General features: G+C 58.6%; 34 protein-coding genes and 1 pseudogene. 34 read left to right on the plus strand and 1 reads right to left on the minus strand.

Translation table 11 applies throughout. From position 1 onward, the window contains the following. The first annotated feature begins 12 nt into the window (after positions 1-12). From tuf to bfr, 31 genes are all read left to right on the plus strand, one after another. Entirely contained in the window at positions 13-1,206 is a 1,194-nt protein-coding gene (gene tuf, locus ACMGGG_RS00125) for an elongation factor Tu (protein WP_013970626.1), read from the plus strand. A 141-nt stretch (positions 1,207-1,347) separates the two neighbouring features. After that, positions 1,348-1,659: a 30S ribosomal protein S10 gene (gene rpsJ, locus ACMGGG_RS00130; RefSeq protein WP_003186070.1), complete on the plus strand. Its 312-nt coding sequence runs from the start codon at positions 1,348-1,350 to the stop codon at positions 1,657-1,659. A gap of 81 nt (positions 1,660-1,740) precedes the next feature. Then, positions 1,741-2,376 (plus strand): 50S ribosomal protein L3, encoded by a 636-nt coding sequence (gene rplC, locus ACMGGG_RS00135; RefSeq protein ID WP_054893562.1) that lies wholly within the window; start codon positions 1,741-1,743, stop codon positions 2,374-2,376. A gap of 12 nt (positions 2,377-2,388) precedes the next feature. Further along, on the plus strand, positions 2,389-2,991 hold the full coding sequence (rplD, locus tag ACMGGG_RS00140) for a 50S ribosomal protein L4 (protein WP_009397517.1): 603 nt from the start codon (positions 2,389-2,391) through the stop codon (positions 2,989-2,991). Then, positions 2,988-3,287 carry a 50S ribosomal protein L23 gene (gene rplW, locus ACMGGG_RS00145; protein WP_003255484.1) on the plus strand — a complete coding sequence of 100 codons (300 nt, stop codon included), beginning with the start codon at positions 2,988-2,990 and terminating at the stop codon, positions 3,285-3,287. The genes rplD and rplW overlap by 4 nt, the downstream gene beginning before the upstream one ends. Before the next feature lie 14 nt (positions 3,288-3,301). Next, a complete protein-coding gene (gene rplB, locus ACMGGG_RS00150; RefSeq protein ID WP_029614573.1) occupies positions 3,302-4,126 on the plus strand; it encodes a 50S ribosomal protein L2 in 825 nt (274 codons plus the stop codon). Positions 4,127-4,142: 16 nt separating this feature from the next. Then, the gene (gene rpsS, locus ACMGGG_RS00155; RefSeq protein WP_010486981.1) at positions 4,143-4,418 is read left to right on the plus strand and encodes a 30S ribosomal protein S19; all 276 of its coding nucleotides are present in this window, start codon (positions 4,143-4,145) and stop codon (positions 4,416-4,418) included. Between the two features lie 11 nt (positions 4,419-4,429). Continuing rightward, a complete protein-coding gene (rplV, locus tag ACMGGG_RS00160; RefSeq protein WP_003103908.1) occupies positions 4,430-4,762 on the plus strand; it encodes a 50S ribosomal protein L22 in 333 nt (110 codons plus the stop codon). 13 nt (positions 4,763-4,775) lie between these two features. Then, the gene (rpsC, locus tag ACMGGG_RS00165; RefSeq protein WP_003255481.1) at positions 4,776-5,462 is read left to right on the plus strand and encodes a 30S ribosomal protein S3; all 687 of its coding nucleotides are present in this window, start codon (positions 4,776-4,778) and stop codon (positions 5,460-5,462) included. 12 nt (positions 5,463-5,474) lie between these two features. Next, positions 5,475-5,888, plus strand: a complete 414-nt coding sequence (rplP, locus tag ACMGGG_RS00170; protein WP_009397508.1) for a 50S ribosomal protein L16 — start codon at positions 5,475-5,477, stop codon at positions 5,886-5,888. Continuing rightward, a complete protein-coding gene (gene rpmC / locus ACMGGG_RS00175; protein WP_002555481.1) occupies positions 5,888-6,079 on the plus strand; it encodes a 50S ribosomal protein L29 in 192 nt (63 codons plus the stop codon). The genes rplP and rpmC overlap by 1 nt, the downstream gene beginning before the upstream one ends. 2 nt (positions 6,080-6,081) lie before the next feature. Beyond that, the gene (rpsQ, locus tag ACMGGG_RS00180; RefSeq protein WP_023534981.1) at positions 6,082-6,348 is read left to right on the plus strand and encodes a 30S ribosomal protein S17; all 267 of its coding nucleotides are present in this window, start codon (positions 6,082-6,084) and stop codon (positions 6,346-6,348) included. Between the two features lie 23 nt (positions 6,349-6,371). After that, complete coding sequence (gene rplN / locus ACMGGG_RS00185) at positions 6,372-6,740, plus strand: 50S ribosomal protein L14 (RefSeq protein ID WP_011063774.1); 369 nt, start codon at positions 6,372-6,374, stop codon at positions 6,738-6,740. A gap of 11 nt (positions 6,741-6,751) precedes the next feature. Next, positions 6,752-7,066, plus strand: a complete 315-nt coding sequence (gene rplX, locus ACMGGG_RS00190) for a 50S ribosomal protein L24 (protein ID WP_003255476.1) — start codon at positions 6,752-6,754, stop codon at positions 7,064-7,066. 20 nt (positions 7,067-7,086) lie between these two features. Next, positions 7,087-7,626 carry a 50S ribosomal protein L5 gene (gene rplE, locus ACMGGG_RS00195; RefSeq protein WP_003255474.1) on the plus strand — a complete coding sequence of 180 codons (540 nt, stop codon included), beginning with the start codon at positions 7,087-7,089 and terminating at the stop codon, positions 7,624-7,626. Between the two features lie 13 nt (positions 7,627-7,639). Beyond that, a complete protein-coding gene (gene rpsN / locus ACMGGG_RS00200) occupies positions 7,640-7,945 on the plus strand; it encodes a 30S ribosomal protein S14 (RefSeq protein WP_013970638.1) in 306 nt (101 codons plus the stop codon). Between the two features lie 209 nt (positions 7,946-8,154). Then, positions 8,155-8,547 (plus strand): 30S ribosomal protein S8, encoded by a 393-nt coding sequence (gene rpsH / locus ACMGGG_RS00205; protein ID WP_023382627.1) that lies wholly within the window; start codon positions 8,155-8,157, stop codon positions 8,545-8,547. 12 nt (positions 8,548-8,559) lie between these two features. Further along, entirely contained in the window at positions 8,560-9,093 is a 534-nt protein-coding gene (rplF, locus tag ACMGGG_RS00210; RefSeq protein ID WP_027594874.1) for a 50S ribosomal protein L6, read from the plus strand. A 10-nt stretch (positions 9,094-9,103) separates the two neighbouring features. Next, positions 9,104-9,454: a 50S ribosomal protein L18 gene (rplR, locus tag ACMGGG_RS00215; RefSeq protein WP_023629183.1), complete on the plus strand. Its 351-nt coding sequence runs from the start codon at positions 9,104-9,106 to the stop codon at positions 9,452-9,454. 3 nt (positions 9,455-9,457) lie between these two features. Further along, positions 9,458-9,958, plus strand: a complete 501-nt coding sequence (gene rpsE / locus ACMGGG_RS00220; RefSeq protein WP_003255465.1) for a 30S ribosomal protein S5 — start codon at positions 9,458-9,460, stop codon at positions 9,956-9,958. Between the two features lie 2 nt (positions 9,959-9,960). Continuing rightward, entirely contained in the window at positions 9,961-10,137 is a 177-nt protein-coding gene (rpmD, locus tag ACMGGG_RS00225) for a 50S ribosomal protein L30 (RefSeq protein ID WP_029614570.1), read from the plus strand. A 3-nt stretch (positions 10,138-10,140) separates the two neighbouring features. Next, the gene (rplO, locus tag ACMGGG_RS00230; RefSeq protein WP_414154681.1) at positions 10,141-10,575 is read left to right on the plus strand and encodes a 50S ribosomal protein L15; all 435 of its coding nucleotides are present in this window, start codon (positions 10,141-10,143) and stop codon (positions 10,573-10,575) included. Further along, positions 10,576-11,907: a preprotein translocase subunit SecY gene (gene secY, locus ACMGGG_RS00235; RefSeq protein WP_003255459.1), complete on the plus strand. Its 1,332-nt coding sequence runs from the start codon at positions 10,576-10,578 to the stop codon at positions 11,905-11,907. A 28-nt stretch (positions 11,908-11,935) separates the two neighbouring features. Beyond that, positions 11,936-12,052: a 50S ribosomal protein L36 gene (gene rpmJ / locus ACMGGG_RS00240; protein ID WP_011531897.1), complete on the plus strand. Its 117-nt coding sequence runs from the start codon at positions 11,936-11,938 to the stop codon at positions 12,050-12,052. A 131-nt stretch (positions 12,053-12,183) separates the two neighbouring features. Beyond that, positions 12,184-12,540 (plus strand): 30S ribosomal protein S13, encoded by a 357-nt coding sequence (gene rpsM, locus ACMGGG_RS00245; protein WP_003257112.1) that lies wholly within the window; start codon positions 12,184-12,186, stop codon positions 12,538-12,540. An 18-nt stretch (positions 12,541-12,558) separates the two neighbouring features. Then, positions 12,559-12,948, plus strand: coding sequence for a 30S ribosomal protein S11 (gene rpsK / locus ACMGGG_RS00250; RefSeq protein ID WP_003255454.1), 390 nt, complete (start codon positions 12,559-12,561; stop codon positions 12,946-12,948). Between the two features lie 15 nt (positions 12,949-12,963). After that, the gene (gene rpsD, locus ACMGGG_RS00255) at positions 12,964-13,584 is read left to right on the plus strand and encodes a 30S ribosomal protein S4 (protein WP_063542477.1); all 621 of its coding nucleotides are present in this window, start codon (positions 12,964-12,966) and stop codon (positions 13,582-13,584) included. 22 nt (positions 13,585-13,606) lie between these two features. Next, on the plus strand, positions 13,607-14,608 hold the full coding sequence (locus tag ACMGGG_RS00260; protein WP_003255452.1) for a DNA-directed RNA polymerase subunit alpha: 1,002 nt from the start codon (positions 13,607-13,609) through the stop codon (positions 14,606-14,608). 42 nt (positions 14,609-14,650) lie between these two features. After that, on the plus strand, positions 14,651-15,037 hold the full coding sequence (rplQ, locus tag ACMGGG_RS00265; RefSeq protein ID WP_003255451.1) for a 50S ribosomal protein L17: 387 nt from the start codon (positions 14,651-14,653) through the stop codon (positions 15,035-15,037). A 172-nt stretch (positions 15,038-15,209) separates the two neighbouring features. Then, complete coding sequence (locus tag ACMGGG_RS00270; RefSeq protein WP_063542479.1) at positions 15,210-16,649, plus strand: catalase; 1,440 nt, start codon at positions 15,210-15,212, stop codon at positions 16,647-16,649. Positions 16,650-16,813: 164 nt separating this feature from the next. Then, complete coding sequence (bfr, locus tag ACMGGG_RS00275) at positions 16,814-17,278, plus strand: bacterioferritin (RefSeq protein WP_063542481.1); 465 nt, start codon at positions 16,814-16,816, stop codon at positions 17,276-17,278. 66 nt (positions 17,279-17,344) lie between these two features. Here the strand turns inward: bfr and uvrA are convergent. Continuing rightward, positions 17,345-20,178, minus strand: a pseudogene (gene uvrA, locus ACMGGG_RS00280) (excinuclease ABC subunit UvrA). Between the two features lie 129 nt (positions 20,179-20,307). Between uvrA and ACMGGG_RS00285 the strand changes: the two are divergent. The 3 genes from ACMGGG_RS00285 to ACMGGG_RS00295 all read left to right on the plus strand — a co-directional run bounded on the left by ACMGGG_RS00285 (position 20,308) and on the right by ACMGGG_RS00295 (position 26,501). Further along, positions 20,308-21,702, plus strand: coding sequence for an MFS transporter (locus ACMGGG_RS00285; RefSeq protein WP_063542485.1), 1,395 nt, complete (start codon positions 20,308-20,310; stop codon positions 21,700-21,702). A gap of 9 nt (positions 21,703-21,711) precedes the next feature. Further along, positions 21,712-22,254 carry a single-stranded DNA-binding protein gene (locus tag ACMGGG_RS00290; protein WP_054893569.1) on the plus strand — a complete coding sequence of 181 codons (543 nt, stop codon included), beginning with the start codon at positions 21,712-21,714 and terminating at the stop codon, positions 22,252-22,254. Between the two features lie 224 nt (positions 22,255-22,478). Beyond that, positions 22,479-26,501 carry a hypothetical protein gene (locus ACMGGG_RS00295; RefSeq protein ID WP_414154683.1) on the plus strand — a complete coding sequence of 1,341 codons (4,023 nt, stop codon included), beginning with the start codon at positions 22,479-22,481 and terminating at the stop codon, positions 26,499-26,501. Positions 26,502-26,653: the final 152 nt, after the last annotated feature.

Here is a 26,653-nt window from a genome sequence, read left to right on the forward strand (position 1 = left end):
AGGTTCACTGTCGTGGCTAAAGAAAAATTTGATCGTTCCCTTCCCCACGTTAACGTCGGCACTATCGGCCACGTTGACCACGGTAAGACCACTCTGACCGCAGCTCTGACTCGCGTCTGCTCCGAAGTTTTCGGTTCGGCAGTCGTTGAGTTCGACAAGATCGACTCGGCTCCGGAAGAAAAAGCGCGCGGTATCACCATCAACACCGCTCACGTCGAGTACAACTCGAACATTCGTCACTACGCTCACGTTGACTGCCCAGGTCACGCTGACTACGTGAAGAACATGATCACCGGTGCTGCCCAGATGGACGGCGCGATCCTGGTTTGCTCGGCTGCCGATGGTCCGATGCCACAAACCCGTGAGCACATCCTGCTGTCCCGTCAGGTAGGCGTTCCGTACATCGTGGTCTTCCTGAACAAGGCTGACCTGGTAGACGACGCTGAGCTGCTGGAACTGGTCGAGATGGAAGTTCGCGACCTGCTGTCCACCTACGACTTCCCAGGCGACGACACTCCGATCATCATCGGTTCGGCTCGTATGGCGCTGGAAGGCAAAGACGACAACGAAATGGGCACTACCGCTGTCAAGAAGCTGGTAGAAACTCTGGATGCCTACATCCCTGAGCCAGTTCGTGCCGTCGACCAGCCGTTCCTGATGCCGATCGAAGACGTATTCTCGATCTCGGGTCGTGGTACCGTTGTTACCGGCCGTATCGAGCGTGGCATCGTTCGCGTTCAGGATCCGCTGGAAATCGTTGGTCTGCGTGACACCACCACCACCACCTGCACCGGTGTTGAGATGTTCCGCAAGCTGCTGGACGAAGGTCGTGCTGGCGAGAACTGCGGCGTTCTGCTGCGTGGTACCAAGCGTGACGACGTTGAGCGTGGCCAGGTTCTGGTCAAGCCAGGTTCGGTCAAGCCGCACACCAAGTTCACCGCAGAAGTCTACGTTCTGTCGAAGGAAGAAGGCGGTCGTCACACTCCGTTCTTCAAAGGCTACCGTCCTCAGTTCTACTTCCGTACCACTGACGTGACCGGTAACTGCGAACTGCCGGAAGGCGTTGAAATGGTAATGCCAGGTGACAACATTCAGATGACTGTCACCCTGATCAAGACCATCGCAATGGAAGACGGTCTGCGCTTCGCCATCCGTGAAGGCGGTCGTACCGTCGGCGCCGGCGTCGTAGCCAAAATCATCGAGTAATCACTCGACCGATTGAAAAAACCCCCGCTTAGCGGGGGTTTTTTTTATTGGGTTGACACTAAATAGGGGCGTCTATAGAATCACGCCTCCTTTTAGCGGGCGTAGTGCGTCCGTTGGGAACAGCCTGGAGTCTGAAATCCAATGCAAAATCAGCAAATCCGTATCAGGTTGAAGGCTTTCGACCATCGCCTGATCGACCAATCCACCCAGGAAATCGTGGAAACCGCGAAACGTACTGGTGCACAAGTGCGTGGTCCAATTCCACTGCCTACCCGCAAAGAGCGTTTCACCGTTCTGGTCTCCCCGCACGTCAACAAAGACGCGCGTGACCAGTACGAGATTCGCACTCATAAGCGCGTTCTGGACATCGTCCAGCCAACGGATAAAACCGTTGATGCGCTGATGAAGCTTGATCTCGCGGCAGGTGTGGAAGTGCAGATCAGCCTCGGCTAAGACTTCGGTCTGAGTCGTGTAACGCTCTGAAATGGGCGGCCATAGCGGGTGAAAGCCCCGTACACTCATGAGGTTTACAACATGACTATTGGTGTAGTCGGTCGCAAGTGCGGTATGACCCGCATTTTCACCGAAGAAGGTGTCTCCATTCCGGTCACGGTCATCGAGATCGAGCCGAATCGTGTCACCCAGTTCAAAACTGAAGAAACCGATGGCTACCGTGCAGTGCAAGTCACTGTCGGCGAGCGTCGTGCTTCGCGCGTGACTGCCGCTCAGGCAGGTCACTTCGCCAAGGCTAACGTTGCCGCTGGTCGCGGTGTCTGGGAGTTCCGTCTTGAAGAAGGCGATTTCCAGGCTGGCGATCTGATCAAAGCTGAACTCTTCACTGCAGGCCAGCTGGTAGACGTAACCGGTCAGTCCAAAGGTAAAGGCTTCGCCGGTACCATCAAGCGTTGGAACTTCCGTGGTCAGGACAACACCCACGGTAACTCCGTATCGCACCGTGTCCCTGGCTCCATCGGCCAGTGCCAGACTCCTGGTCGTGTATTCAAGGGCAAGAAGATGTCCGGTCACATGGGCGCTGAGCGCGTGACTGTACAGTCCCTGGAAGTAGTACGCGTAGACGCTGAACGCAACCTGCTGCTGATCAAGGGTGCCGTTCCAGGCGCTACTGGCGGCGACGTGGTTGTGCGTCCGGCTGTCAAGGCTCGCGGTTAAGGGGAAACTGACATGCAACTCAATGTAAATGACGCTCAGGCGATCGAAGTTTCCGAACTGACTTTCGGTGGCGAATTCAACGAGACGCTGGTACACCAAGCAGTCGTGGCCTACATGGCCGGCGGCCGTCAGGGCACCAAGCAGCAGAAGACCCGCTCTGACGTAGCCGGTGGCGGTAAGCGCCCATGGCGTCAGAAGGGTACTGGCCGTGCTCGTGCCGGTACCACTCGCGGTCCGATCTGGCGTGGCGGTGGTGTCACCTTCGCAGCTCGCCCTCAGGATCACTCGCAGAAGCTCAACAAGAAGATGTACCGCGCTGCACTGCGCTCCATCCTCTCCGAGCTGGTGCGTAGCGATCGTCTGGTCGTGGTTCAGGACTTCGCTGTCGAAGCGCCGAAAACCAAAGACCTGCTGAACAAGCTGAACGGCATGGGCCTGAACGACGTACTGATCGTTTCGGACGCAGTTGATCAGAATCTGTACCTGGCTGCTCGTAACCTGCCGCACGTCGACGTACGTGACGTCCAGGGTTCCGACCCGGTCAGCCTGATCGCCTACGAGAAAGTGTTGATCACTGTCTCCGCCGTGAAGAAATTCGAGGAGCTGCTGGGATGAACCAGGAACGCGTATTCAAAGTCCTCCTTGGCCCGCACGTTTCCGAGAAGGCTACCGTTCTGGCTGAGAAAAAAGGCCAGTTCGTATTCAAGGTTGCTACCGATGCAACCAAGCTGGAAATCAAGAAAGCTGTCGAAGGCCTGTTCAACGTAAAAGTTGAAAACGTGTCGACTGTCAACGTCCTGGGTAAAACCAAGCGTACCGCACGTGGTCTGGGCAAGCGTAATGACTGGAAGAAGGCGATCGTCTCCCTTCAGCCAGGCCAAGATCTCGATTTCAGCAGCAGTGCTGAGTAAGGAAGGGGTGCATCATGGCAATCGTTAAATGCAAACCGACTTCCCCTGGCCGCCGTTTCGTGGTCAAGGTGGTCAACAAGGAGCTGCACAAAGGCGCTCCTCACGCACCGCTGCTCGAGAAGAAATCGAAGTCTGGTGGTCGTAACAACAATGGCCGCATTACCACTCGTCACGTTGGTGGTGGTCACAAGCAGCATTACCGTCTGGTCGACTTCCGTCGCAACGACAAAGATGGCATTCCAGCCACTGTCGAGCGCGTGGAATACGATCCAAACCGTACTGCTCACATCGCCCTGCTGTGCTACGCAGACGGCGAGCGTCGCTACATCATCGCCCCTAAAGGCGTGAGCGCTGGCGACCAGCTGATCGCAGGTGCCCTGGCCCCAATCAAGGCCGGTAACTCCCTGCAACTGCGCAACATCCCGGTAGGTAGCACCATTCACGGCATCGAACTGAAGCCGGGTAAAGGTGCACAGATCGCTCGTTCCGCTGGTGCTTCGGCTCAGCTGATCGCTCGTGAAGGTGCCTACGTGACTCTGCGTCTGCGCTCCGGTGAGATGCGCAAAGTACTGGCTGAATGCCGTGCGACCCTGGGTGAAGTCTCGAACTCCGAGCACAGCCTGCGTTCGCTGGGTAAAGCTGGTGCCAAACGCTGGCGCGGCGTTCGCCCAACCGTTCGTGGTGTTGCCATGAACCCGGTTGACCACCCACATGGTGGTGGTGAAGGTCGTACCTCCGGCGGTCGTCATCCGGTATCGCCATGGGGCTTCCCAACCAAGGGTGCGAAAACCCGTGGTAATAAGCGTACCGACAACATGATCGTCCGTCGTCGCAAGTAACTAGAGGGATACGACAGTGCCACGTTCTCTGAAAAAAGGTCCTTTTATCGATCTTCACCTGCTGAAGAAGATCGAAGTGGCGGTGGAGAAGAACGATCGCAAGCCGGTGAAAACCTGGTCGCGCCGTTCGATGATCCTGCCACAAATGGTCGGTCTGACCATCGCGGTACACAACGGTCGCCAACACGTCCCAGTTCTCGTGAACGAAGACATGGTCGGCCACAAACTGGGCGAGTTCGCCGGTACCCGCACCTATCGCGGGCACGTGGCTGACAAGAAAGCCAAGCGTTAAGGGGTAAGGAAATGGAAGTAGCCGCTAAGTTGTCGGGCGCTCGAATCTCCGCCCAGAAAGCCCGCTTGGTCGCCGACCAGATCCGCGGGAAGAAGGTGGGCGAAGCGCTCAACCTGTTGGCCTTCAGCAGCAAAAAAGCCGCTGAAATCATGAAGAAAGTCCTCGAGTCGGCCGTTGCCAACGCCGAACACAACGAAGGCGCAGACGTTGATGACCTGAAGGTCAGCACCGTTTTCGTCAACGAAGGGCGTTCGCTGAAGCGCATCATGCCGCGTGCCAAAGGCCGCGCTGATCGCATCGTCAAGCGGTCTTGCCATATCACTGTCAAGGTTGCGGACAAGTAACGGAGTCGATCAGATGGGTCAGAAAGTACATCCCACTGGCATTCGCCTGGGAATCGTCAAGGAGCACACCTCCGTCTGGTACGCAGACGGTGCTACTTACGCAGATTACCTGTTGAAGGATCTGAAAACGCGTGAGTACCTCCAAGACAAACTAAAAAGCGCGTCCGTAAGCCGTATCGATATTCATCGTCCGGCTCAAACTGCACGCATCACCATCCACACCGCTCGTCCCGGTATCGTTATCGGCAAGAAGGGTGAGGATGTAGAGAAGCTGCGTCAGGACCTGACCAAGCAGATGGGTGTGCCTGTGCACATCAACATCGAAGAGATCCGCAAGCCGGAACTCGACGCCATGCTGGTTGCGCAAAGCGTTGCCCAGCAGCTGGAGCGCCGCGTTATGTTCCGTCGCGCCATGAAGCGCGCCGTACAAAACGCCATGCGTATTGGTGCCAAAGGCATCAAGATCCAGGTGAGCGGTCGTCTCGGCGGTGCCGAGATCGCCCGTACTGAGTGGTATCGCGAAGGTCGTGTGCCTCTGCACACCCTGCGTGCCGATATCGACTACAACACCTACGAAGCTCACACCACCTATGGTGTGATCGGTGTGAAGGTTTGGATCTTCAAAGGCGAAGTAATTGGTGGTCGCCAGGAAGAGCTGAAGCCGCAAGCACCAGCGCCTCGTAAAAAAGCTGCTAAGTAAGGGGTACGCCAAATGTTGCAACCAAAGCGTACAAAATTCCGCAAGCAGATGACCGGCCACAACCGTGGTCTGGCACTGCGCGGTAGCAAGGTCAGCTTCGGCGAGTTCGCTCTGAAAGCTGTCGCTCGCGGTCGTCTCACCGCCCGCCAGATCGAGTCGGCGCGTCGTGCGCTGACCCGTCACGTAAAACGTGGCGGCAAGATCTGGATCCGTGTATTCCCGGACAAGCCGGTTACCAAGAAGCCTCTCGAGGTTCGTATGGGTAAAGGTAAGGGTTCCGTGGAGTACTGGGTTGCCCAGATCCAGCCAGGCAAAGTCCTGTACGAGATCGAGGGTGTTTCTGAAGAGCTGGCGCGCGAAGCTTTCGCCCTGGCTGCTGCAAAGCTGCCTCTCGCCACCTCCTTTGTTAAGCGGACGGTGATGTGATGAAAGCGAATGAACTTCGTGAAAAATCGGCACAGCAACTGAATGAGCAACTGCTCGGCTTGCTGCGCGACCAGTTCAATCTGCGTATGCAGAAAGCAACTGGCCAGTTGGGGCAGTCGCACCTGCTCTCGCAAGTTAAGCGTGACATCGCTCGCGTGAAAACTGTGCTCAACCAGCAGGCAGGTAAGTGATCATGGCTGAAGCTGAAAAAACCGTCCGTACGCTGACTGGCCGTGTCGTCAGCGACAAAATGGACAAGACCATCACCGTTCTGATCGAGCGTCGCGTTAAGCACCCGATCTACGGTAAATACGTTAAGCGTTCGACTAAGCTGCACGCGCACGACGAAACCAACCAGTGCAAGATCGGCGACAAGGTTTCGATCACCGAAACTCGTCCGCTGGCCAAGACCAAGTCCTGGGCACTGGTTGAAGTCCTCGAACGCGCTGTTGAAGTCTAAGGGCTAGGGGTCGGAGAAATTTTATGATTCAGACTCAATCCATGCTCGATGTGGCCGATAACAGCGGCGCTCGTCGCGTCATGTGCATCAAGGTTCTCGGCGGTTCGCACCGCCGTTACGCCGGCATCGGTGACATCATCAAAGTTACCGTCAAGGAAGCGATTCCTCGCGGTAAGGTCAAGAAAGGCCAGGTGATGACCGCTGTTGTCGTCCGTACCCGTCACGGTGTACGTCGCGCTGACGGTTCCATCATTCGTTTCGACGGCAACGCTGCTGTTCTGCTGAACAACAAGCAAGAGCCGATCGGTACCCGCATCTTCGGGCCAGTGACCCGTGAGCTTCGTAACGAGAAGTTCATGAAGATCGTCTCGCTCGCCCCTGAAGTGCTGTAAGGAGATCCGACATGCAAAAGATTCGTCGTGACGACGAGATCATCGTGATCGCCGGCAAAGACAAGGGTAAGCGCGGTAAGGTGCTGAAGGTTCTCGCTGATGACCGTCTGGTCATCGGTGGTGTCAACCTGGTCAAGCGTCATACCAAGCCGAACCCGATGGCAGGCGTTCAGGGCGGTATCGTCGAGAAAGAAGCGCCTCTGCACGCTTCCAACGTTGCCATCTTCAATGGCGAAACCAACAAGGCTGACCGCGTTGGTTTCAAAGTAGAAGACGGTAAGAAAATTCGTGTCTTCAAGTCGACCCAAAAAGCGGTTGATGCTTGAACACTGCTAGGTAGAAGACCATGGCACGACTGAAAGAGATTTACCGGAACGAAATCGCTCCCAAGCTTAAGGAAGAACTTAAGCTGTCGAACGTGATGGAAGTTCCGCGCGTTACCAAGATCACCCTGAACATGGGTCTGGGCGAAGCGATCGGCGACAAGAAAGTCATCGAGCACGCAGTTGCCGACCTGGAAAAGATCACCGGTCAAAAGCCGGTCGTGACTTTCGCTCGTAAATCCATCGCGGGCTTCAAAGTCCGTGAAGGCTGGCCGATCGGCGTCAAGGTGACCCTGCGTAGCGACAAGATGTACGAATTCCTGGACCGCCTGCTGGCGATCTCCCTGCCTCGGGTTCGCGACTTCCGCGGCCTGAATGCCAAGTCCTTCGATGGTCGTGGCAACTACAGCATGGGCGTGAAAGAGCAGATCATCTTCCCGGAAATCGACTACGACAAGATCGATGCTCTGCGCGGTTTGGACATCACCCTGACCACCACTGCTCGTTCGGACGACGAAGGCCGCGCTCTGCTGCGTGCATTCAAGTTCCCGTTCCGCAACTGATTGGAGTAGGAAAATGGCCAAGAAGAGCATGAAAAACCGCGAGCTGAAGCGTCAGCTCACGGTAGCCAAGTACGCCAAAAAGCGTGCCGAGCTGAAAGCGACCATCGTCAACCTGAACGCCTCTCCAGAAGAGCGTTTCGCTGCCGTTGTCGCTCTGCAGAAGCAGCCTCGTGATGCCAGCGCCTCGCGTCTGCGCAACCGTTGCCGCCTGACCGGTCGTCCTCACGGTGTTTACCGTAAGTTCGGCCTGGGCCGTAACATGCTGCGTCAAGCTGCAATGCGTGGTGACGTACCAGGTCTGGTCAAGGCCTCCTGGTAATCGCTGCAGGTGTGATCCCGGCGTAAGGGGAGCAATCTTCCGACCGCCGGTGACATCGCCAACAAACAAGCCCCCTCGTGGGGCTTGTTTCGTTTCTGTCTTGTGTCTAGAATGACCGGCTCACCTGAGCCTGGGTTTTTTGCCCGGGGCGGTCAGGTGGTTGTGATAGCCGCAAGGCTAATAATTCTTGTATCAGGAGCATCTAGCCCATGAGTATGCAGGACCCGTTAGCGGACATGCTAACTCGCATCCGTAATGCCCAGATGGCTGAAAAGTCCGTCGTAAGCATGCCTTCCTCCACTCTGAAGGTCGCGGTTGCCAAAGTTCTGAAGGACGAAGGTTACATCGCTGGCTACCAGGTCAGTGGCGAAGCCAAGCCTTCCCTGTCGATCGAACTGAAGTACTTCGAAGGCCGTCCGGTCATCGAGGAACTGAAGCGCTCCAGCCGTCCAGGCCTGCGCCAGTACAAGTCCGTCTCCGACCTGCCGAAAGTACGTGGCGGTCTGGGCGTGTCTATCGTCTCCACCAACAAAGGTGTGATGACTGATCGCGCTGCGCGCGCTGCCGGTGTCGGTGGCGAAGTTCTGTGCACAGTGTTCTAAGGGGAGATAGGCATGTCTCGCGTCGCTAAGAACCCCGTTAAGCTGCCATCCGGTGTCGAAGTCAAATTCGCCGGCCAGCAGCTTTCGGTGAAGGGTGCCAAGGGCACTCTCGAACTGAACGTTCACTCGTCTGTTGAAGTTACCGAAGAGTCCGGCGAGCTGCGCTTCGTCGCTCGCAACGGTGACCAGCAAGCTCGTGCCATGGCCGGTACCACCCGTGCTCTGGTGAACAACATGGTCCAGGGCGTAAGCCAAGGCTTCGAGCGCAAGCTCCAGCTGGTCGGTGTTGGTTACAAGGCACAGGCCAAGGGCACCATCCTGAACCTGGCTCTGGGCTTCTCGCATCCAGTGGACTACGAACTGCCAGCCGGTATCACCGCTGAAACCCCAAGCCAGACCGACATCCTGATCAAGGGTATCGACAAGCAGCTGGTGGGTCAGGTGGCCGCTGAAATCCGCGACTTCCGTCCGCCAGAGCCTTACAAAGGCAAGGGTGTGCGTTACGCGGACGAAGTAGTCCGTCGTAAAGAAGCCAAGAAGAAGTAGGGCCTAGCAAATGACCGACAAAAAAGTTATTCGACTGCGTCGCGCTCGCAAAGCACGCCTGAAAATGCACGAGCTCGAAGCCGTGCGTCTGTGCGTGTTCCGCTCCTCGCAGCACATCTATGCCCAGGTCATTTCGGCCGACGGCAGCAAGGTTCTGGCAAGCGCCTCGACCTTGGACAAAGAACTGCGTGATGGCGCCACCGGCAACATCGACGCGGCCACTAAGGTTGGCAAGCTGGTAGCTGAGCGTGCGAAAGCCGCCGGTGTATCTCAAGTTGCCTTTGACCGTTCCGGCTTCAAGTACCATGGTCGCGTCAAGGCGCTGGCCGATGCTGCTCGTGAAGGCGGACTGGAGTTCTAAGTTATGGCAAATAACGATCAAAAGCGCGACGAAGGCTACATCGAGAAGCTGGTTCAAGTTAACCGCGTTGCTAAAACCGTTAAAGGCGGCCGTATCTTCACCTTCACCGCGCTGACCGTGGTAGGTGATGGCAAAGGTCGCGTCGGCTTCGGCCGTGGCAAATCGCGCGAAGTACCTGCCGCGATCCAGAAAGCCATGGAAGCTGCCCGTCGCAATATGATCCAGGTTGACCTGAAGGGCACCACCCTGCAGTACGCCACCAAGGCTGCCCACGGCGCCTCGAAGGTTTACATGCAGCCTGCTTCGGAAGGTACCGGTATCATCGCCGGCGGCGCAATGCGTGCTGTCCTGGAAGTTGCTGGTGTCCAGAACGTTCTGGCCAAGTGCTACGGTTCGACCAACCCAGTGAACGTGGTTTACGCCACCTTCAAGGGTCTGAAAGCCATGCAATCTCCTGAATCCATTGCTGCCAAGCGCGGCAAGAGCGTTGAGGAGATCTTCTGATCATGGCAACCGTAAAAGTAACGCTGATCAAGAGCACCGCCGGCCGCCTGCCTAACCACATCCTGTGCGTTAAAGGCCTGGGTCTGCGTCGCATCGGTCACACTGTAGAAGTCCAGGATACTCCCGAGAATCGCGGGATGATCAACAAGGCTTACTACATGCTGCGCGTCGAGGGTTAATCGATGAAACTCAATGATCTGAGTCCAGCGCCGGGTTCCCGTCGCGAGAAGCATCGTCCGGGTCGTGGTATCGGTAGCGGTTTGGGCAAGACTGGTGGCCGTGGTCACAAAGGTCAGACCTCCCGTTCCGGTGGCACCATCGCTCCGGGCTTCGAAGGCGGTCAACAGCCGCTGCACCGTCGTCTGCCGAAGTTCGGCTTCGTTTCCCTGAAAGCCATGGATCGCGCCGAAGTGCGTCTGTCCGAGCTGGCCAAGGTGGAAGTCGACGTGATCTCCGTACAGTCCCTGAAAGACGCCAACGTGATTGGCCAGCATGTACAGCGTGTGAAAATCATGCTGTCCGGCGAAGTCACTCGCGCAGTCACTATCAAGGGCATCGCCGTCACCAAAGGTGCGCGTGCGGCTATCGAAGCAGCTGGCGGCAAGTTCGAGGAATAAATGGCTAAGCAAGGTGCTCTCTCTTCGCTCGGTAAGGGCGGGATGTCGGAACTCTGGGCTCGTCTGCGCTTTCTGTTCATGGCGATCATCGTCTATCGGATCGGCGCACATATCCCGGTGCCTGGCATCAATCCAGACCGTCTGGCGGATCTGTTTCGACAGAATGAGGGGACCATTCTTAGCTTGTTCAACATGTTTTCCGGTGGTGCGCTGGAGCGCATGAGCATCTTTGCACTGGGGATCATGCCGTACATCTCGGCATCGATCATCATGCAGCTCATGACCGCAGTCAGCCCTCAGCTGGAGCAGTTGAAGAAGGAAGGTGAAGCTGGCCGTCGCAAGATCAGCCAGTACACCCGCTACGGCACCGTTATCCTGGCGCTGGTTCAAGCCATTGGCATGTCCATTGGCCTGGCCAACCAGGGCGTGGCGTTTTCTGCTGGCCTGGGCTTCCATGTCGTTGCCGTCTCCACCTTCGTGGCTGGCGCAATGTTCATGATGTGGCTCGGCGAGCAGATCACCGAGCGCGGTGTGGGCAACGGTATCTCGATGTTGATCTTCGCAGGTATCGTTGCCGGTCTTCCGAGAGCAATCGGGCAGTCTTTCGAGTCTGCGCGCACAGGCGATATCAACATCTTCGCCCTGGTCGCTATCGGTTTGCTTGCAGTAGCGATTATCGGTTTTGTGGTGTTCATTGAGCGTGGTCAGCGTCGTATCGCCGTTCACTACGCCAAGCGTCAGCAGGGCCGCAAGGTCTTCGCTGCGCAGACCAGCCACTTGCCGCTGAAAGTGAACATGGCGGGCGTCATTCCTGCCATTTTCGCGAGCAGCATCTTGCTGTTCCCGGCTTCGCTGGGTGCCTGGTTCGGTCAGTCCGAGGGTATGGGCTGGCTGCAGGACATCTCGCAGTCGATCGCTCCTGGTCAGCCGTTGAACATTCTGCTGTTTAGTGCAGGGATCATCTTCTTCTGCTTCTTCTACACAGCGTTGATGTTCAACCCGAAAGACGTAGCGGAAAACCTGAAGAAGTCCGGTGCCTTTATTCCGGGTATCCGTCCTGGTGAGCAGTCGGCGCGCTACATTGATGGCGTTCTGACTCGTTTGACCATGTTCGGTGCTCTTTACATGATGGCCGTCTGCCTTCTGCCCCAGTTCCTGGTGGTGGCAGCAAACGTGCCGTTCTACCTTGGCGGGACCTCGTTGCTGATTGTGGTAGTGGTTGTGATGGACTTCATGTCCCAAGTACAATCGCACCTCGTTTCGCACCAGTACGAATCCCTGATGAAGAAAGCCAACCTGAAAGGCTACGGTGGCAGCGGTCTGCTGCGCTGATAGACCCCTAAGGTTCGAGGAGTCGGTAATGAAAGTTCGTGCATCGGTGAAAAAGCTGTGCCGCAACTGCAAGATCATTCGTCGCGAAGGTATCGTGCGCGTGATCTGCAGCGCGGAACCGCGTCACAAGCAGCGCCAAGGCTGAGTGTGATCTGCGCTTCAAACCCAGCAGCTAGTGTGCTGCTGGGTTGATTATTCGTTTCTACAGCGATATTATCTCGCGCCCTATTTCTTGGCTTCCGGGGCGTAGGTAGCTGTCAATTGGAGTCCCACTGAATGGCCCGTATTGCAGGCGTCAACATTCCAGATAACAAGCATGCTGTTATCTCGCTGACCTACATCTATGGTGTCGGTCGCACAACTGCACAGAAAATCTGTGCAGACGCTGGTGTAAATCCAGCCGCTAAGATCAAGGATCTGAGCGACGAGCAAATCGAAACCCTGCGTGGCGAAGTCGCGAAGTTCACCACCGAAGGTGACCTGCGCCGTGACATCAACATGAAGATCAAGCGCTTGATGGACCTGGGTTGCTACCGCGGCCTGCGTCATCGTAAAGGTCTGCCGGTTCGCGGTCAGCGCACCAAGACCAACGCACGCACCCGTAAGGGCCCGCGTAAGCCGATCCGCAAGTAATCGCCCAGGAATATAGACATGGCAAAACCTGCTGCTCGTCCTCGTAAAAAAGTCAAAAAGACAGTGGTTGATGGCATCGCCCACATCCATGCGTCTTTCAACAACACCATCGTGACCATCACCGACCGTCAGGGCAACGCTTTGTCCTGGGCGACTTCCGGTGGTTCGGGTTTCCGTGGTTCGCGCAAATCCACCCCGTTCGCAGCTCAGATCGCTGCTGAGCGCGCTGGTCAAGCTGCGCTGGAATACGGTCTGAAGAACCTCGACGTGAACGTCAAGGGTCCAGGTCCAGGTCGTGAGTCCGCCGTTCGTGCACTGAACAGCTGCGGCTACAAGATCGCCAGCATCACCGACGTGACGCCAATCCCGCATAACGGGTGCCGTCCGCCGAAGAAGCGTCGCGTGTAATCAGGAGACAGATAAATGGCACGTTACATTGGTCCAAAATGCAAACTGTCTCGCCGTGAAGGCACTGACCTGTTCCTGAAGAGCGGTGTTCGCGCTCTGGAATCGAAGTGCAACATCGAAGCAGCCCCAGGTGTACACGGCCAGCGCCGTGGCCGTCAGTCCGACTACGGTACCCAGCTGCGCGAGAAACAAAAAGTCCGCCGTATCTACGGTGTCCTGGAGCGCCAGTTCCGCGGTTACTACCAAGTCGCAGCCTCGAAAAAAGGCGCTACTGGTGAGAACCTGCTGCAACTGCTGGAATGCCGCCTGGACAACGTCGTTTACCGTATGGGCTTCGGTTCGACTCGTTCCGAATCCCGTCAGCTGGTTTCGCACAAAGCGATCAGCGTTAACGGCAAGACCGTAAACATTCCATCCTACCAAGTTCGTCCGGGTGACGTGGTCGCGGTTCGTGAGAAGTCGCTGAACCAGCTGCGCATTGTTCAAGCCCTTGAACTGTGCGCCCAGCGTGGCCGCGTTGAGTGGGTAGACGTTGATTCTGCTAAAAAGTCGGGCGTTTTCAAGAACGTTCCTGCTCGCAGCGATCTGTCCGCCGACATCAACGAAAACCTGATTGTCGAGCTCTACTCCAAGTAAGGGCTAGAAAATAGGTGCATCCATGCAGATTTCGGTAAATGAGTTCCTGACTCCCCGTCACATCGACGTGCAGGTAGTCAGTCCAACCCGCGCCAAGATCACGCTCGAGCCTCTCGAGCGTGGTTTCGGACATACCCTGGGCAACGCGCTGCGTCGCATCCTGTTGTCCTCCATGCCTGGCTGTGCAGTAGTCGAGGCCGAGATCGATGGCGTACTCCATGAGTACTCCGCGATCGAAGGTGTACAGGAAGACGTCATTGAAATCCTGTTGAACCTCAAAGGCCTGGCGATCAAGCTGCACGGTCGTGACGAAGTTACGCTGACCTTGTCGAAAAAGGGTTCGGGGGTGGTTACCGCTGCCGATATTCAGCTGGATCACGATGTCGAGATCGTCAATCCCGATCACGTAATCGCGAACCTGGCGTCCAACGGCGCCCTGAACATGAAGCTCACCGTAGCTCGTGGTCGCGGTTACGAGCCGGCCGATTCCCGTCAGACTGACGAAGATGAAAGCCGCAGCATTGGCCGTCTTCAGCTGGACGCTTCGTTCAGCCCGGTGCGTCGTATCGCCTACGTGGTCGAGAACGCCCGTGTTGAGCAGCGTACCAACCTGGACAAGCTGGTCATCGATCTGGAAACCAACGGCACCCTGGACCCTGAAGAGGCCATCCGTCGGGCCGCGACCATCCTGCAACAGCAGCTGGCCGCGTTCGTCGACCTCAAAGGTGACAGCGAGCCGGTCGTGGTCGAGCAGGAAGACGAGATCGATCCGATCCTGCTGCGCCCGGTTGACGACCTGGAACTGACTGTACGTTCGGCCAACTGCCTCAAGGCGGAGAACATCTACTACATCGGCGACCTGATTCAGCGTACCGAAGTAGAGCTGTTGAAGACTCCTAACCTGGGCAAGAAGTCCCTGACCGAAATCAAGGACGTCCTGGCCTCTCGTGGTCTGTCTCTCGGCATGCGCCTCGACAACTGGCCGCCTGCAAGTCTTAAGAAAGACGACAAGGCGACTGCCTGATCGTCGTAATCACCGAACGTAGTGTTTGGTAAGGAATGAATCATGCGTCATCGTAAAAGTGGACGTCACCTGAGCCGTACCAGCTCTCACCGCAAGGCTATGTTCCAGAACATGGCAGTGTCGCTGATCGAGCACGAGCTGATCAAAACCACCCTGCCGAAAGCCAAGGAACTGCGCCGCGTTGCCGAGCCGCTGATCACCCTGGCCAAGGAAGATAGCGTCGCCAACCGTCGTCTGGCTTTCGACCGTACCCGTTCGAAATCCGCTGTTGGCAAGCTGTTCAACGACCTGGGCAAGCGTTACGCCACCCGTCAGGGCGGCTACCTGCGCATCCTGAAGTGCGGTTTCCGCGCTGGCGACAACGCGCCTATGGCGTACGTCGAGCTGGTTGATCGTCCAGTCGGTGGTGCTGTAGAAGCTGCCGAGTAAGACGTTCTGTCTGCTACAAGAAACCGGGCCTAGTGCCCGGTTTTTTGTGTCTTAATAAATTGTAAAAAACTATCGATATAAGCATATCTATAAATTAGATCTTGTCATGTTGCGCACCCATACTTGCTCTCAGGCCGATGAGCCGGCATTTCGAGACCGATAAGGAGAGCCCATGAGCAAGATTCTCACTACCGCCAGCGGTGCACCTGTAGCCGATAACCAGAATTCCCGTTCGGCAGGCCCACGCGGCCCGCTGCTGCTCGACGACTTCCATCTGATCGAGAAGCTGGCCCACTTCAATCGCGAGAACATCCCTGAGCGCCGCGTGCACGCCAAGGGCTCGGGCGCTTACGGCACCTTCACCGTCACTCGAGACATCACGCAATACACCAGCGCTCGTCTGTTCGAGAGCATCGGTAAGCAGACCGAAACCTTCCTGCGTTTCTCCACTGTCGGAGGCGAACGCGGTTCGGCCGACACCGAGCGTGACCCACGTGGTTTTGCCGTCAAGTTCTACACCGAAGAAGGTAACTGGGACATCGTCGGCAACAACACCCCCGTGTTCTTCATTCGCGATCCGCTGAAATTCCCGGACTTTATCCACACACAGAAGCGTCACCCACAGACCAACCTGAAGAACGCCCAGATGATGTGGGACTTCTGGTCACATTCGCCCGAGGCGCTGCACCAGGTCACCATCCTGTTCTCTGATCGGGGTATTCCGGACGGCTACCGCCACATGCACGGTTTCGGCAGCCATACCTATAGCCTGCTGAGCGCCGATGGCCGGCGGACCTGGGTCAAGTGGCACTTCAAGACCCAGCAAGGTATCAAGAACCTGGCCCCGGCCGATGCGGCACGTATCGCGGGTACCGATCCAGACTACGCCCAACGTGACCTGTTCGAAGCGATCGATCGCGGCGACTACCCGCGCTGGACCGTCTGCATCCAGGTGATGAGTGAAGAAGAAGCGGCCAATCGCGCTGAGAACCCCTTTGACGTCACCAAGACCTGGTCGCAGAAGGACTACCCACTGATCGAGGTAGGTGTGCTGGAACTCAATCGCAACCCGCTCAACTACTTCGCTGAAGTCGAGCAGGCCGCGTTCGGGCCGAGCAACATGGTGCCAGGTGTTGGCCTGTCTCCAGATCGCATGCTGCAGGGCCGCGTATTCGCCTACGCTGATGCCCACCGCTACCGCATTGGTACCAATCACCAGCATTTGCCGGTGAATGCGCCACGTAGCCCGGTGCACAGCTATCAGCGCGATGGGGCGATGACCATGGGCAGCTACGGCAGCGCTCCGAACTACGAGCCGAACAGCTATGCCGATGCGCCCAAGCAGTCGCCTCGTCATGCCGAGCCCGCGTTGGCCCTCAATGGTGCGGCGGATCGTTACGACCACCGTGAGGACAATGACTACTACAGCCATGCGGGTGCGCTGTTCCGCTTGATGAACGCCGAGCAGCAAGCCCTGTTGATAAACAACATTGCCGGCACCCTGCAAGGCGTCAGCGAAGATGTGGTGCAGCGTCAGTTGCAGCACTTCTTCAAGGCAGATCCTGCTTACGGCGAGGGGATTGCAAACGCCTTGGGCATCAAGCTGGCCTAAGTCGAAGTGATAAGGAGAACCGCCCTCATTTGGGCGGTTTTTCAATGAAAATCACTACGGTTTGCCCGCTTTTTTCACACAAATTGCGCATTTTTCAGTGACCTTGAAGAAATCATGGTTCACACTATCTCCTATCAAGCTTTCACTCAGGGAGAATCAGGGCGATGCAAGGTCACCCGGACGTAATCGATTACCTCAACACGTTGCTGACGGGCGAACTGGCGGCACGTGACCAATACTTCATTCACTCGCGCATGTACGAAGACTGGGGCTTGGCCAAGCTCTACGAACGCATCAACCACGAGATGGAAGAAGAGGCGCAGCACGCCGATGCCCTGATTCGCCGCATTCTCATGCTCGAAGGCACCCCGCGCATGCGCCCGGATGACCTCGACGTGGGCACCACCGTGCCTGACATGATCGCTGCCGACCTGCGCCTGGAGTACAAGGTCCGCGCCGCATTGTGCAAGGGCATCGAGTTGTGCGAGCTGCACAAAGACTACATCAGCCGCGATATCCTGCGCGCGCAACTGGCCGACACCGAGGAAGATCACACCTACTGGCTGGAGAAGCAGCAGGGCCTGATCAAGTCCATCGGGCTGCAGAATTACCTGCAATCGCAGATGTAACGTCCCTGCAGTGGGCACGCATAGAGAGAAAAGCCCCTGGCATTTGCATGCCAGGGGCTTTTTTCGTCAGGCCCGGTCGCGTTCCAGCAGGGGCTTGAGGTAATGCCCGGTATACGACTGCTTCATCTTGGCCAGTTCCTCGGGCGTGCCGCTGGCAATGATCTGGCCGCCCTTGGAGCCACCTTCCGGCCCCAGGTCCACCAGCCAGTCGGCGGTCTTGATCACGTCCAGGTTGTGCTCGATCACCACCACGGTGTTGCCGTGGTCGCGCAGGCGATGCAGCACGTCCAGCAACTGCTGGATGTCAGCGAAGTGCAGGCCGGTGGTCGGCTCGTCGAGGATGTAGAGGGTCTTGCCGGTGTCGCGCTTGGACAACTCGCGCGACAGCTTCACCCGCTGCGCCTCACCGCCTGAAAGCGTCGTAGCCGACTGTCCTAGCTTGATGTACGAAAGGCCCACGTCCATCAGTGTCTGCAGCTTGCGCGCCAACGCTGGGACTGCGTCGAAGAACTCGCGTGCGTCCTCGATGGTCATTTCCAGGACTTCGTGGATATTTTTGCCCTTGTACTTGATCTCCAGCGTCTCGCGGTTATAGCGCTTGCTCTTGCACACATCACACGGCACGTAGATATCCGGCAGGAAGTGCATTTCCACCTTGATCAAGCCATCGCCCTGGCACGCTTCGCAGCGCCCGCCCTTGACGTTGAACGAGAAGCGCCCAGGGCCATAACCCCGAGAACGCGACTCCGGCACGCCAGCGAACAGTTCGCGGATCGGCGTGAAAATGCCGGTATAGGTGGCCGGGTTCGAGCGCGGTGTGCGGCCGATCGGGCTCTGGTCGATATCGACCACCTTGTCCAGGTGCTGCAGGCCATCCATGCTGGTGTGCGCTGCCGCTTCCAGGCTGCTGGCACCATTGAGCGCAGTGGCTGCGAGAGGGAACAGGGTGTTGTTGATCAGCGTCGACTTGCCCGAGCCGGACACACCGGTGACGCAGGTCAGCAGGCCGATCGGCACTTCCAGGTCGACGTTCTGCAGGTTGTTGCCGCGTGCCCCCTTGAGCTTGAGCGACAGCTTCTTGTTGCGTGGCGTGCGTTTGGCCGGCACGGCGATCTTCTTGCGACCGGACAGGTACATGCCAGTCACCGAGTCGGGGTGCGCCATGACTTCCTGTGGTGAGCCTTCGGCGACGATCTGCCCGCCATGCACCCCGGCGCCCGGGCCGATGTCGACGACATAGTCGGCCAGGCGAATGGCGTCCTCGTCGTGCTCCACCACGATCACCGTATTGCCCAGGTCGCGCAGGTGGTTGAGCGTGGCGAGCAGACGGTCGTTGTCACGCTGGTGCAGGCCGATCGACGGCTCGTCGAGGATGTACATCACCCCCACCAGGCCGGCGCCAATCTGGCTGGCCAGGCGGATTCGCTGGGCCTCGCCACCCGAAAGGGTTTCGGCGCTGCGGTCGAGGGTGAGGTAGTCCAGGCCGACGTTGACCAGGAACTGCAGGCGCTCGCAGATCTCCTTGAGGATCTTCGCTGCAATCTCTCCGCGTCGACCGCTGAGCGTCAGGGCGGCGAAGTACTCGCTGGCATCGCCGATCGGCAGGTTGGTGACGGCCGGAGGTTTTTTTCGCCCACCCATACATGGCGCGCTTCGCGACGCAGGCGGGTGCCGCGGCAGTCCGGGCACGGCTGGGTACCAAGGAACTTGGCCAGCTCCTCGCGTACGGTCGCCGATTCGGTCTCGCGGTAGCGGCGCTCCAGGTTCGGCACGATGCCTTCGAACGGGTGCGAGCGCTTGACGATGTCGCCGCGGTCGTTGAGGTACTTGAAGTCGACGCTTTGCTTGCCGCTGCCTTGCAGGATCACCTTCTGGTGATCGGCCGAGAGCTGGCCGAACGGTTCGTCGAGGCTGAAGCCGTAATGCGCCGCCAGCGAGCCGAGCATCTGGAAGTAGTAGACGTTGCGCCGGTCCCAGCCGCGGATCGCGCCTTCGGCCAGGGTCAGCTCGTGGTTGACCAGACGCTTGGTGTCGAAGAACTGCTTCACGCCCAGGCCATCGCAGGTCGGACAGGCGCCAGCCGGGTTGTTGAAGGAGAACAGCTTGGGTTCGAGCTCGCTGATCGCATGGCCGCAGACCGGGCAGGCGAAGCGCGCGGAGAAGATCATGTCCTCGGCGCTTTCGTCATCCATCTGCGCCACCAGGGCGATACCGTCGGCCAGCTTCAGCGCGGTCTCGAAGGACTCGGCCAGGCGCTGCTGCAGGTCGTTGCGCACCTTGAAGCGGTCGACCACCACATCGATGCTGTGCTTCTTCTGCTTGTCGAGCTTGGGCAACTCGTCGAGTTCGTACAGCTTGCCGTTGACCCGCGCACGAACGAAGCCCTGGGCGCGCAGCTCATCGAACACCGCCAGGTGCTCACCCTTGCGCTCGCGCACCACGGGTGCCAGCAGCATCAGCTTGCTGCCTTCGGGTTGCTCGAGCACCAGGTCGACCATCTGGCTGATCGTTTGCGCTTCCAGCGGAATGTCGTGGTCCGGGCAGCGTGGCGTACCGACGCGGGCATAGAGCAGGCGCAGGTAGTCGTAGATTTCGGTGATGGTGCCGACGGTCGAACGCGGGTTGTGCGAGGTCGACTTCTGCTCGATGGAGATTGCCGGTGACAGACCTTCGATGGTGTCGACATCGGGCTTTTCCATCATCGACAGAAACTGCCGGGCATAGGCCGACAGCGACTCCACGTAGCGACGCTGACCTTCGGCGTAGAGTGTGTCGAAGGCCAGTGACGACTTGCCGGAACCGGACAGACCGGTGATCACGATCAGTTTGTCCCGGGGCAGGGTCAGGTCGATGTTCTTCAGGTTGTGGGTACGTGCCCCACGGATCAGGATCTTGTCCACTACGGCCTCGCTTGGCGGGCATAAACAAAGAAGTATACGGCGCGCTGCCACTACGCGGCAAAGCGTCGCGTATATGCCGTCTAGCCGTCGGACTGATAGAATCGCCGCCGGTTCACACGAGGTTTATCCATGCACGACACCCACAACGAGCGCATGAGTGGCAGCGAAACCCGCGCCGCAGGCGGCCTTGCCCTGGTCTTTGCCTTTCGTATGCTGGGCATGTTCATGGTCCTGCCCGTGTTGGCCACCTATGGCATGGACCTCGCCGGTGCCACGCCCGCGCTGATCGGCCTGGCCATTGGCGCCTACGGCCTGACGCAAGCCGTGCTACAGATCCCGTTCGGGGTGATTTCCGACCGCATCGGGCGCCGTCCGGTGATCTACCTGGGCCTGGTGATCTTCGCCCTTGGCAGCTTGCTGGCGGCCCAGGCCGATTCGATCTGGGGCGTGATCGCCGGACGCATCCTGCAGGGCGCGGGGGCGATTTCCGCAGCGGTCATGGCCTTGCTCTCCGACCTCACCCGCGAACAGCATCGCACCAAGGCCATGGCCATGATCGGCATGAGCATCGGCCTGTCGTTCGCGGTGGCGATGGTGATAGGGCCGCTGCTGACAAGTGCCTTTGGCTTGTCGGGATTGTTCCTCGCTACCGCAGGACTTGCCGTCGTCGGTATCGCCCTGATCGCCTTCGTCGTGCCCAGCGCGCATAGCGCACTGCAACACCGTGAATCGGGTGTCGCACGCCAGGCGCTCGGCCCGACCCTGCGTAATCCGGACCTTCTGCGTCTGGACCTGAGCATTTTCATCCTCCATGCGATCCTCATGGCCAGCTTCGTGGCCCTGCCGCTGGCCTTCGTCGAGCGTGGCGGCCTGCCCAAGGAAGAGCACTGGTGGGTATACCTGACCGCCTTGCTCGTCTCATTTTTTGCAATGGTGCCGTTCATCATCTACGGCGAAAAGAAGCGCAAGATGAAACGCGTGTTGGTTGGTGCGGTCACTGTGCTGCTGCTGATCGAGGTGTTCTTCTGGCGCTGGGCTGACGACTTGCGAGGACTGGTGACCGGCACCGTGATATTCTTTACCGCCTTCAACCTGCTGGAGGCATCCTTGCCTTCGCTGGTCAGCAAGGTGTCGCCCGCCGGCGGCAAGGGAACGGCCATGGGGGTCTACTCCACGAGCCAGTTCCTGGGTGCCGCGCTGGGAGGAATCATCGGTGGCTGGTTGTACCAGCACGGTGGCCTTGGCATGGTGTTCCTGGGATGTGCTGTACTGTGTGGTATCTGGCTGGTATCTGCCCTGGGCATGAACGAACCGCCGTACGTCACCAGCCTGCGCATGCCGTTGACACCGGAGGCTGTTCGCGAAGCCGGATTGACCGAGCGCCTGATGGCTGTGCCAGGTGTAACCGACGCCGTGGTGGTGGCAGAAGAAGCCGCCATCTATATCAAACTGGATACGAAAATTTTGGACCGTGCGACCCTCGAGCGTCTGGTGAACCCAGCCTCGGCGGCGTGCGAAGCCTAGGAGAACGTTATGGCCCGTGGGGTTAACAAAGTCATTCTGGTTGGTACTTGCGGCCAGGATCCCGAAGTCCGCTACCTGCCCAACGGTAACGCCGTGACCAACCTGAGCCTGGCCACCAGCGAGCAGTGGACCGACAAGCAGTCGGGGCAGAAGGTCGAGCGCACCGAATGGCACCGTGTCTCGCTGTTTGGCAAGGTTGCCGAGATCGCCGGCGAGTACCTGCGCAAGGGTTCGCAGTGCTACATCGAGGGCAAGCTGCAGACCCGCGAGTGGGAAAAAGACGGCATCAAGCGCTACACCACCGAGATCATCGTCGACATGCAGGGCACCATGCAGCTGCTCGGCGGCCGTCCGCAGGGCCAGGGTGGCGATCAGTACAACCAGGGCGGCGGCAACTACAACCAGGGCGGTGGCCAGCAGCAACAGTACAACCAGGCGCCACGCCAGCAGGCGCCGCGTCCGCAGCAGGCGCAACAGCGCCCAGCGCCGCAACAGCAGGCTCCGCAGCCTGCCGCTGATTTCGACAGCTTCGATGACGATATTCCGTTCTGATCGCGTCTGTTGCATCGGCTAGCCCGGTAATAAAAAACCCGATGAGTCTTTGATTCATCGGGTTTTTTATTACCTCTTCACAGAACAGGCGAGAACCAGGACACGTCATCGCCAAAACGATAAATGTTTCAACTTCCCTACCGTTCACATCGATTCTCAGCGTTTCACAGCAATTCACGCCACATGGGCTAACGATGGACAGCTCCCGATCACGGATGCACAACATGAAAGCATCTGTGAAAGGGCTTGGCCAAACGCTACCGCCACGCGAGGACCGCACCGTGAACGTGAAACCACTGAACCCGAGCTCCAGCGAAAGATCCGAAACCGACGGCAAGCGATTCGATGGGGTCGTGCTCAACGCCAAGGTGAATGCAAAAGCGAACGACGACCGTACCGCCACCGACAACGAGAAGTGGCCGCCGGTGGACAAGACCGAGGTCGAGCCGGCACTGGATGGCAAGATTCGCTACGAGCTGGATGGCAAGGGTGTGGTGGTGGAGCGCTCGGTAAACCCCGAGCTCTACAAGTTCCTGGCCAATCTCTTCGAGCTGAACAAATCGCCTGGGCAAAAGGCCCAGGTGGTCGCTGCGATGAAAGACGATCATGCCATCGCCGACCGCAATACCGAATTGAAGAAGTGGGGCAACTACGATCAGTTCGAGTGGAAGGGCGATCTGGAAAAAGCCGAGGTCATCACCTACACCACCAAGGACGGCGAAACCGTAACGGTGTCGAAAGCCCTGACACCCGAGCTCTTCGCTTCGTTGCAACCCATGGCCCTGTCGCGCTACACCCTGGAAAAGCGCGCCGACGATGGCCGCGAAGTCGCTGGCGCCGATACCTATGTTGCCGACCACGATATTTCCACCTTCGGCTGGCCGGACGAGTTCGGCAATGGCGTGATCCAGTTCGAGACCAAGGACGGCAAGAAATACGTCGTCTCCGAGTTCGAGAACAAGGAAATGTACGATCGCGTGGCCTCCAAGCGCAGCGACTACAACAAGAGCGAGGGCTCGATCCAGGATCTGCGCGACAAATACGACCTGCCCGACCTCGACAGCCTGGACCTGCTCAACAAGAAGACCGGTGAAAAGGCCGACAAGGACGACAAGGAGTCGATGTCGGTGGTCGAACTGGCCACCAAGAACCTGCTCGACAAGTACAAGAAGCTGGTCGACGACGGCAAGGTGGACAAGGACAGCGACGTCTACAAACTGGTCAAGGCCATCGAAGCCAAGGCGACCATGGAGGGCGGGCACAGCATCACGCCTTACATCGAGGATCCGCGCGGCGGCGAAACCTGGCGGCAGTTCGGTGACGGGGAAACCCTGAGCAAGGAGGACATGCAGGACATCCTCGATGGCAACTCCGTGGACAAGTTGCTCAATGAGCTGTTCACCAACGGCAACGGCGAAAAGGACAAGATCGGCAAGGAGTACCAGGCCGAACTCGATGAAGCGATCAAGAAGGTCAGTAGCGAAGACAAGGACAAGCTGGCCGACCAGCTCTACGACACCCTGACCAGCCCCGACTACGTCAAATACCTGGCCGATCTGAAGAAGAACGGCATGGAGTCCGAGGCCAAGGCCGAAGTCGCCGGCCTCACCTCAAGCCTCGAGATGCTCGACCCTGAGCGCGCGCGCAAGGCCGAGGCCCAGTTGCAGCAGAACAGCATCGTCGCCGAGATCGACACCCTGCTCGGTGATCCGGGAGCGATTCCCGATGAATACAAGGAGTTGGCCTACAAAGACTTCGGCGCGCTGGTCAAGACGATCCTCAAGTCGGCCGACATTCCACGTCGGGTCGCAGACAGCATCGAGAAGTTCTACAACGAGCTGCTCAACGACAAGACCAAGCTCGACGACTTCAACAAGCTCACCGAGCGCCTGAACAGTGGTGAGATCACCCAGGACAAGTTCAACGAAGAGCTCACTGGCAAGTACAAGCCGCTGGATGTCAGCAGCAACGACTTCACCAAGGCGATAGGGACGCTCAACAAGTACGGCGTACTGGGCAGCGTTTCGGCGTTCGGCTCATTGGGCGGTGCCATCTATGCGCTGTCGGCGAAGAACGGCCAGTTGGCAGACGAGCCGCTGGAGCGTCTGGCCATCGCCCGCGACTTCATCGGCTTCCTCGGGGCTGGCGCGCAGTTCGAAAAGACCAAGGTTTTCGACCTGTTGACCGGTACCGACACCGCCAAGTTGCTGGGGCTGAGCAAGACCCTGCCGGAAATCTGGGGCAAAGAAAGCTCGCTCGGCAAGAAAATCGAGAAATCCCTGCACGACAAAGGTATTTCCGGAGTGCCGGATCCTGCGGCGGATCGGGTCGGCAGCCTTATCGAGCTGGGCTCGCTGCACAACAGCGGCGGCGGTGACGTACTGGATGAGGTCAGGCTGTCCGGGGAAGCTTCGGGGCTCGGCTCGCTGGAGGACAACGGCAGCCGCGAATTGCTCGATGACATCGTCACCCGCGCAGGCGGAACGCCGCCTACGGATTACTCGCGCTACCAGACCCTGTCGCAGCTGGCGCAGGACCAGGGGGTGGAACTGACCGACGAGATCATCAGAGACAGCATCAGCGAGCGCCGTGCGGCCAATGGCTTGGGCGATCTGCCGGATGACGATTCGGTGTTCGAGTTCACCGAGCGCGTCCAGGACTCGGCTCATCGCACACCCTCGATCAGCTCCTCCGACACCGTCACCTCGATCTACGAAGGGGTCGTGGAGTATTTCGAGTCGCGCAATCTTACGCCGCCGAGCCGCCGGTCCTTCGACCAGATCTGGAATGATCCCGAGAACTACCGTGGCAGTGGTGCCTCGGTGGGTAGCGGGGAGCTCCCGCACCCGGACACTTTCGAGCTGGATCGCGAATCCATCAACGAGATGTACGAGTTGGACAACCGCACCCCGCCACCGGCCGATGTCATCGATGACGCGCTTGAGCCGATCAACGAGTCCATCCGCAACACCCCGTCTACCCCGAGCGTGATCGATACCCGCACCGTCCAGGACGCACTCACGACCACCGACAAGCCACCCGTCAAGCCGGGCGTTGCGGCGAAGATCGGTGGCTCGCTGACCAAAGTGCTCGGCGTGGCTCCGGACCTGCTGAGCATTGCCGACATCGTTGTCGGCGGCCTGGCGATCAAGGACGCCATCAAGAGCGGCAGCGCCCTGGGCAAGGCCAACGGTGCGCTGCAGGTGGTCAGTGGGGCGGCAGGTTTCGGTGCCGGGGTGATCGGCACGGTTGGTCTGGTCGCCAACATCGGCGCCCTGGCGGGTGTGACCGGACCGCTGTTCCTGGTGACTGCTGGGCTTGGGCTGATCACCGGTATCATCGGTATCTTCGTCGACCACGAGAAGCGCCAGAAGGCCACGGACAAGGAAGGTCAGTGGTTCAAGGACCTCGCCGATATCGGCCTGACGCAGGATGACTGGGGCGACAAGCTCGAATATGCCCGCTACAGCTTCTACGAATACGACGGTCGCGATGCGCCGGACGGGCAGAGCATCTTCGATTACCAGAAGGACGAGTGGGATCACTTCAGGGAGACGCCGCAGGAGGGCGGCTCGTCGGTCAACCGCCTGGACGACGACAAGCACCTGAACACCTACGACAAGGCGTTCTACCAGGACAACCGTGAAGTGATCCACGACATCCGTGAATATTGGGATGCCTGGAACGGCAAGGACGACATCGTCAGCCGGAAGGATCTGAACAAGATCGCCGAGGGCGGCGGCAGCGAGCAGGAAAAAGCGGCGGCGCGATTCCTGCTCGAGCACGAGGGCTTCTTCGATCAGCTCGATACCCAGTGGGGCAAGGGTGGCCAGGATGGCAAGGTGAGCACCGACGATCTCAACACCTGGCTCAAGATCGTCGGTGCCCACGAGGATGGCTACGGCCGCGGTTTCTTCGATGAGCACAAGGACATCATCGATACCATCCGCGACCGTTGGGACGACTGGAACGGCAAGGATGACATCGTCAGCAGAAAGGATCTGGAAAAGATCGCCGATGGCGACGGCAGCGACGCCGAGAAGAAGGCCGCGCGCTTCCTGCTCGACAACCAGGGCTTCTTCGACCAGCTCGACAACCTGGCCAAGAACGATCGTCGTGACGGCAAGATCAGCACGGGTGACCTGGACACCTGGCTCAAGGCGATCGGGGTGGAGAAGACCGACAAGAGCGATCTGACCTACAAGCCCAACGATGATGTGCCGGCCTGGCGTGTCATGCGCGGGTGAGGTCAGGCGGATGAACTGAAAAAGCCCCGGACCGTCCGGGGCTTTTTCGTAGAGCGGGCTTGCTCCGCGATGCGATGTTGGCCACACCGCCGCCATCGCGGGACGAGCCCGCTCCTACAGGAAGCCGAGGTGCCTTGGCGGCATCCATTGAC

This window comes from Pseudomonas sp. BNK-44-b (genome assembly GCF_047456245.1).
Taxonomy (GTDB): domain Bacteria; phylum Pseudomonadota; class Gammaproteobacteria; order Pseudomonadales; family Pseudomonadaceae; genus Aquipseudomonas; species Aquipseudomonas machongensis.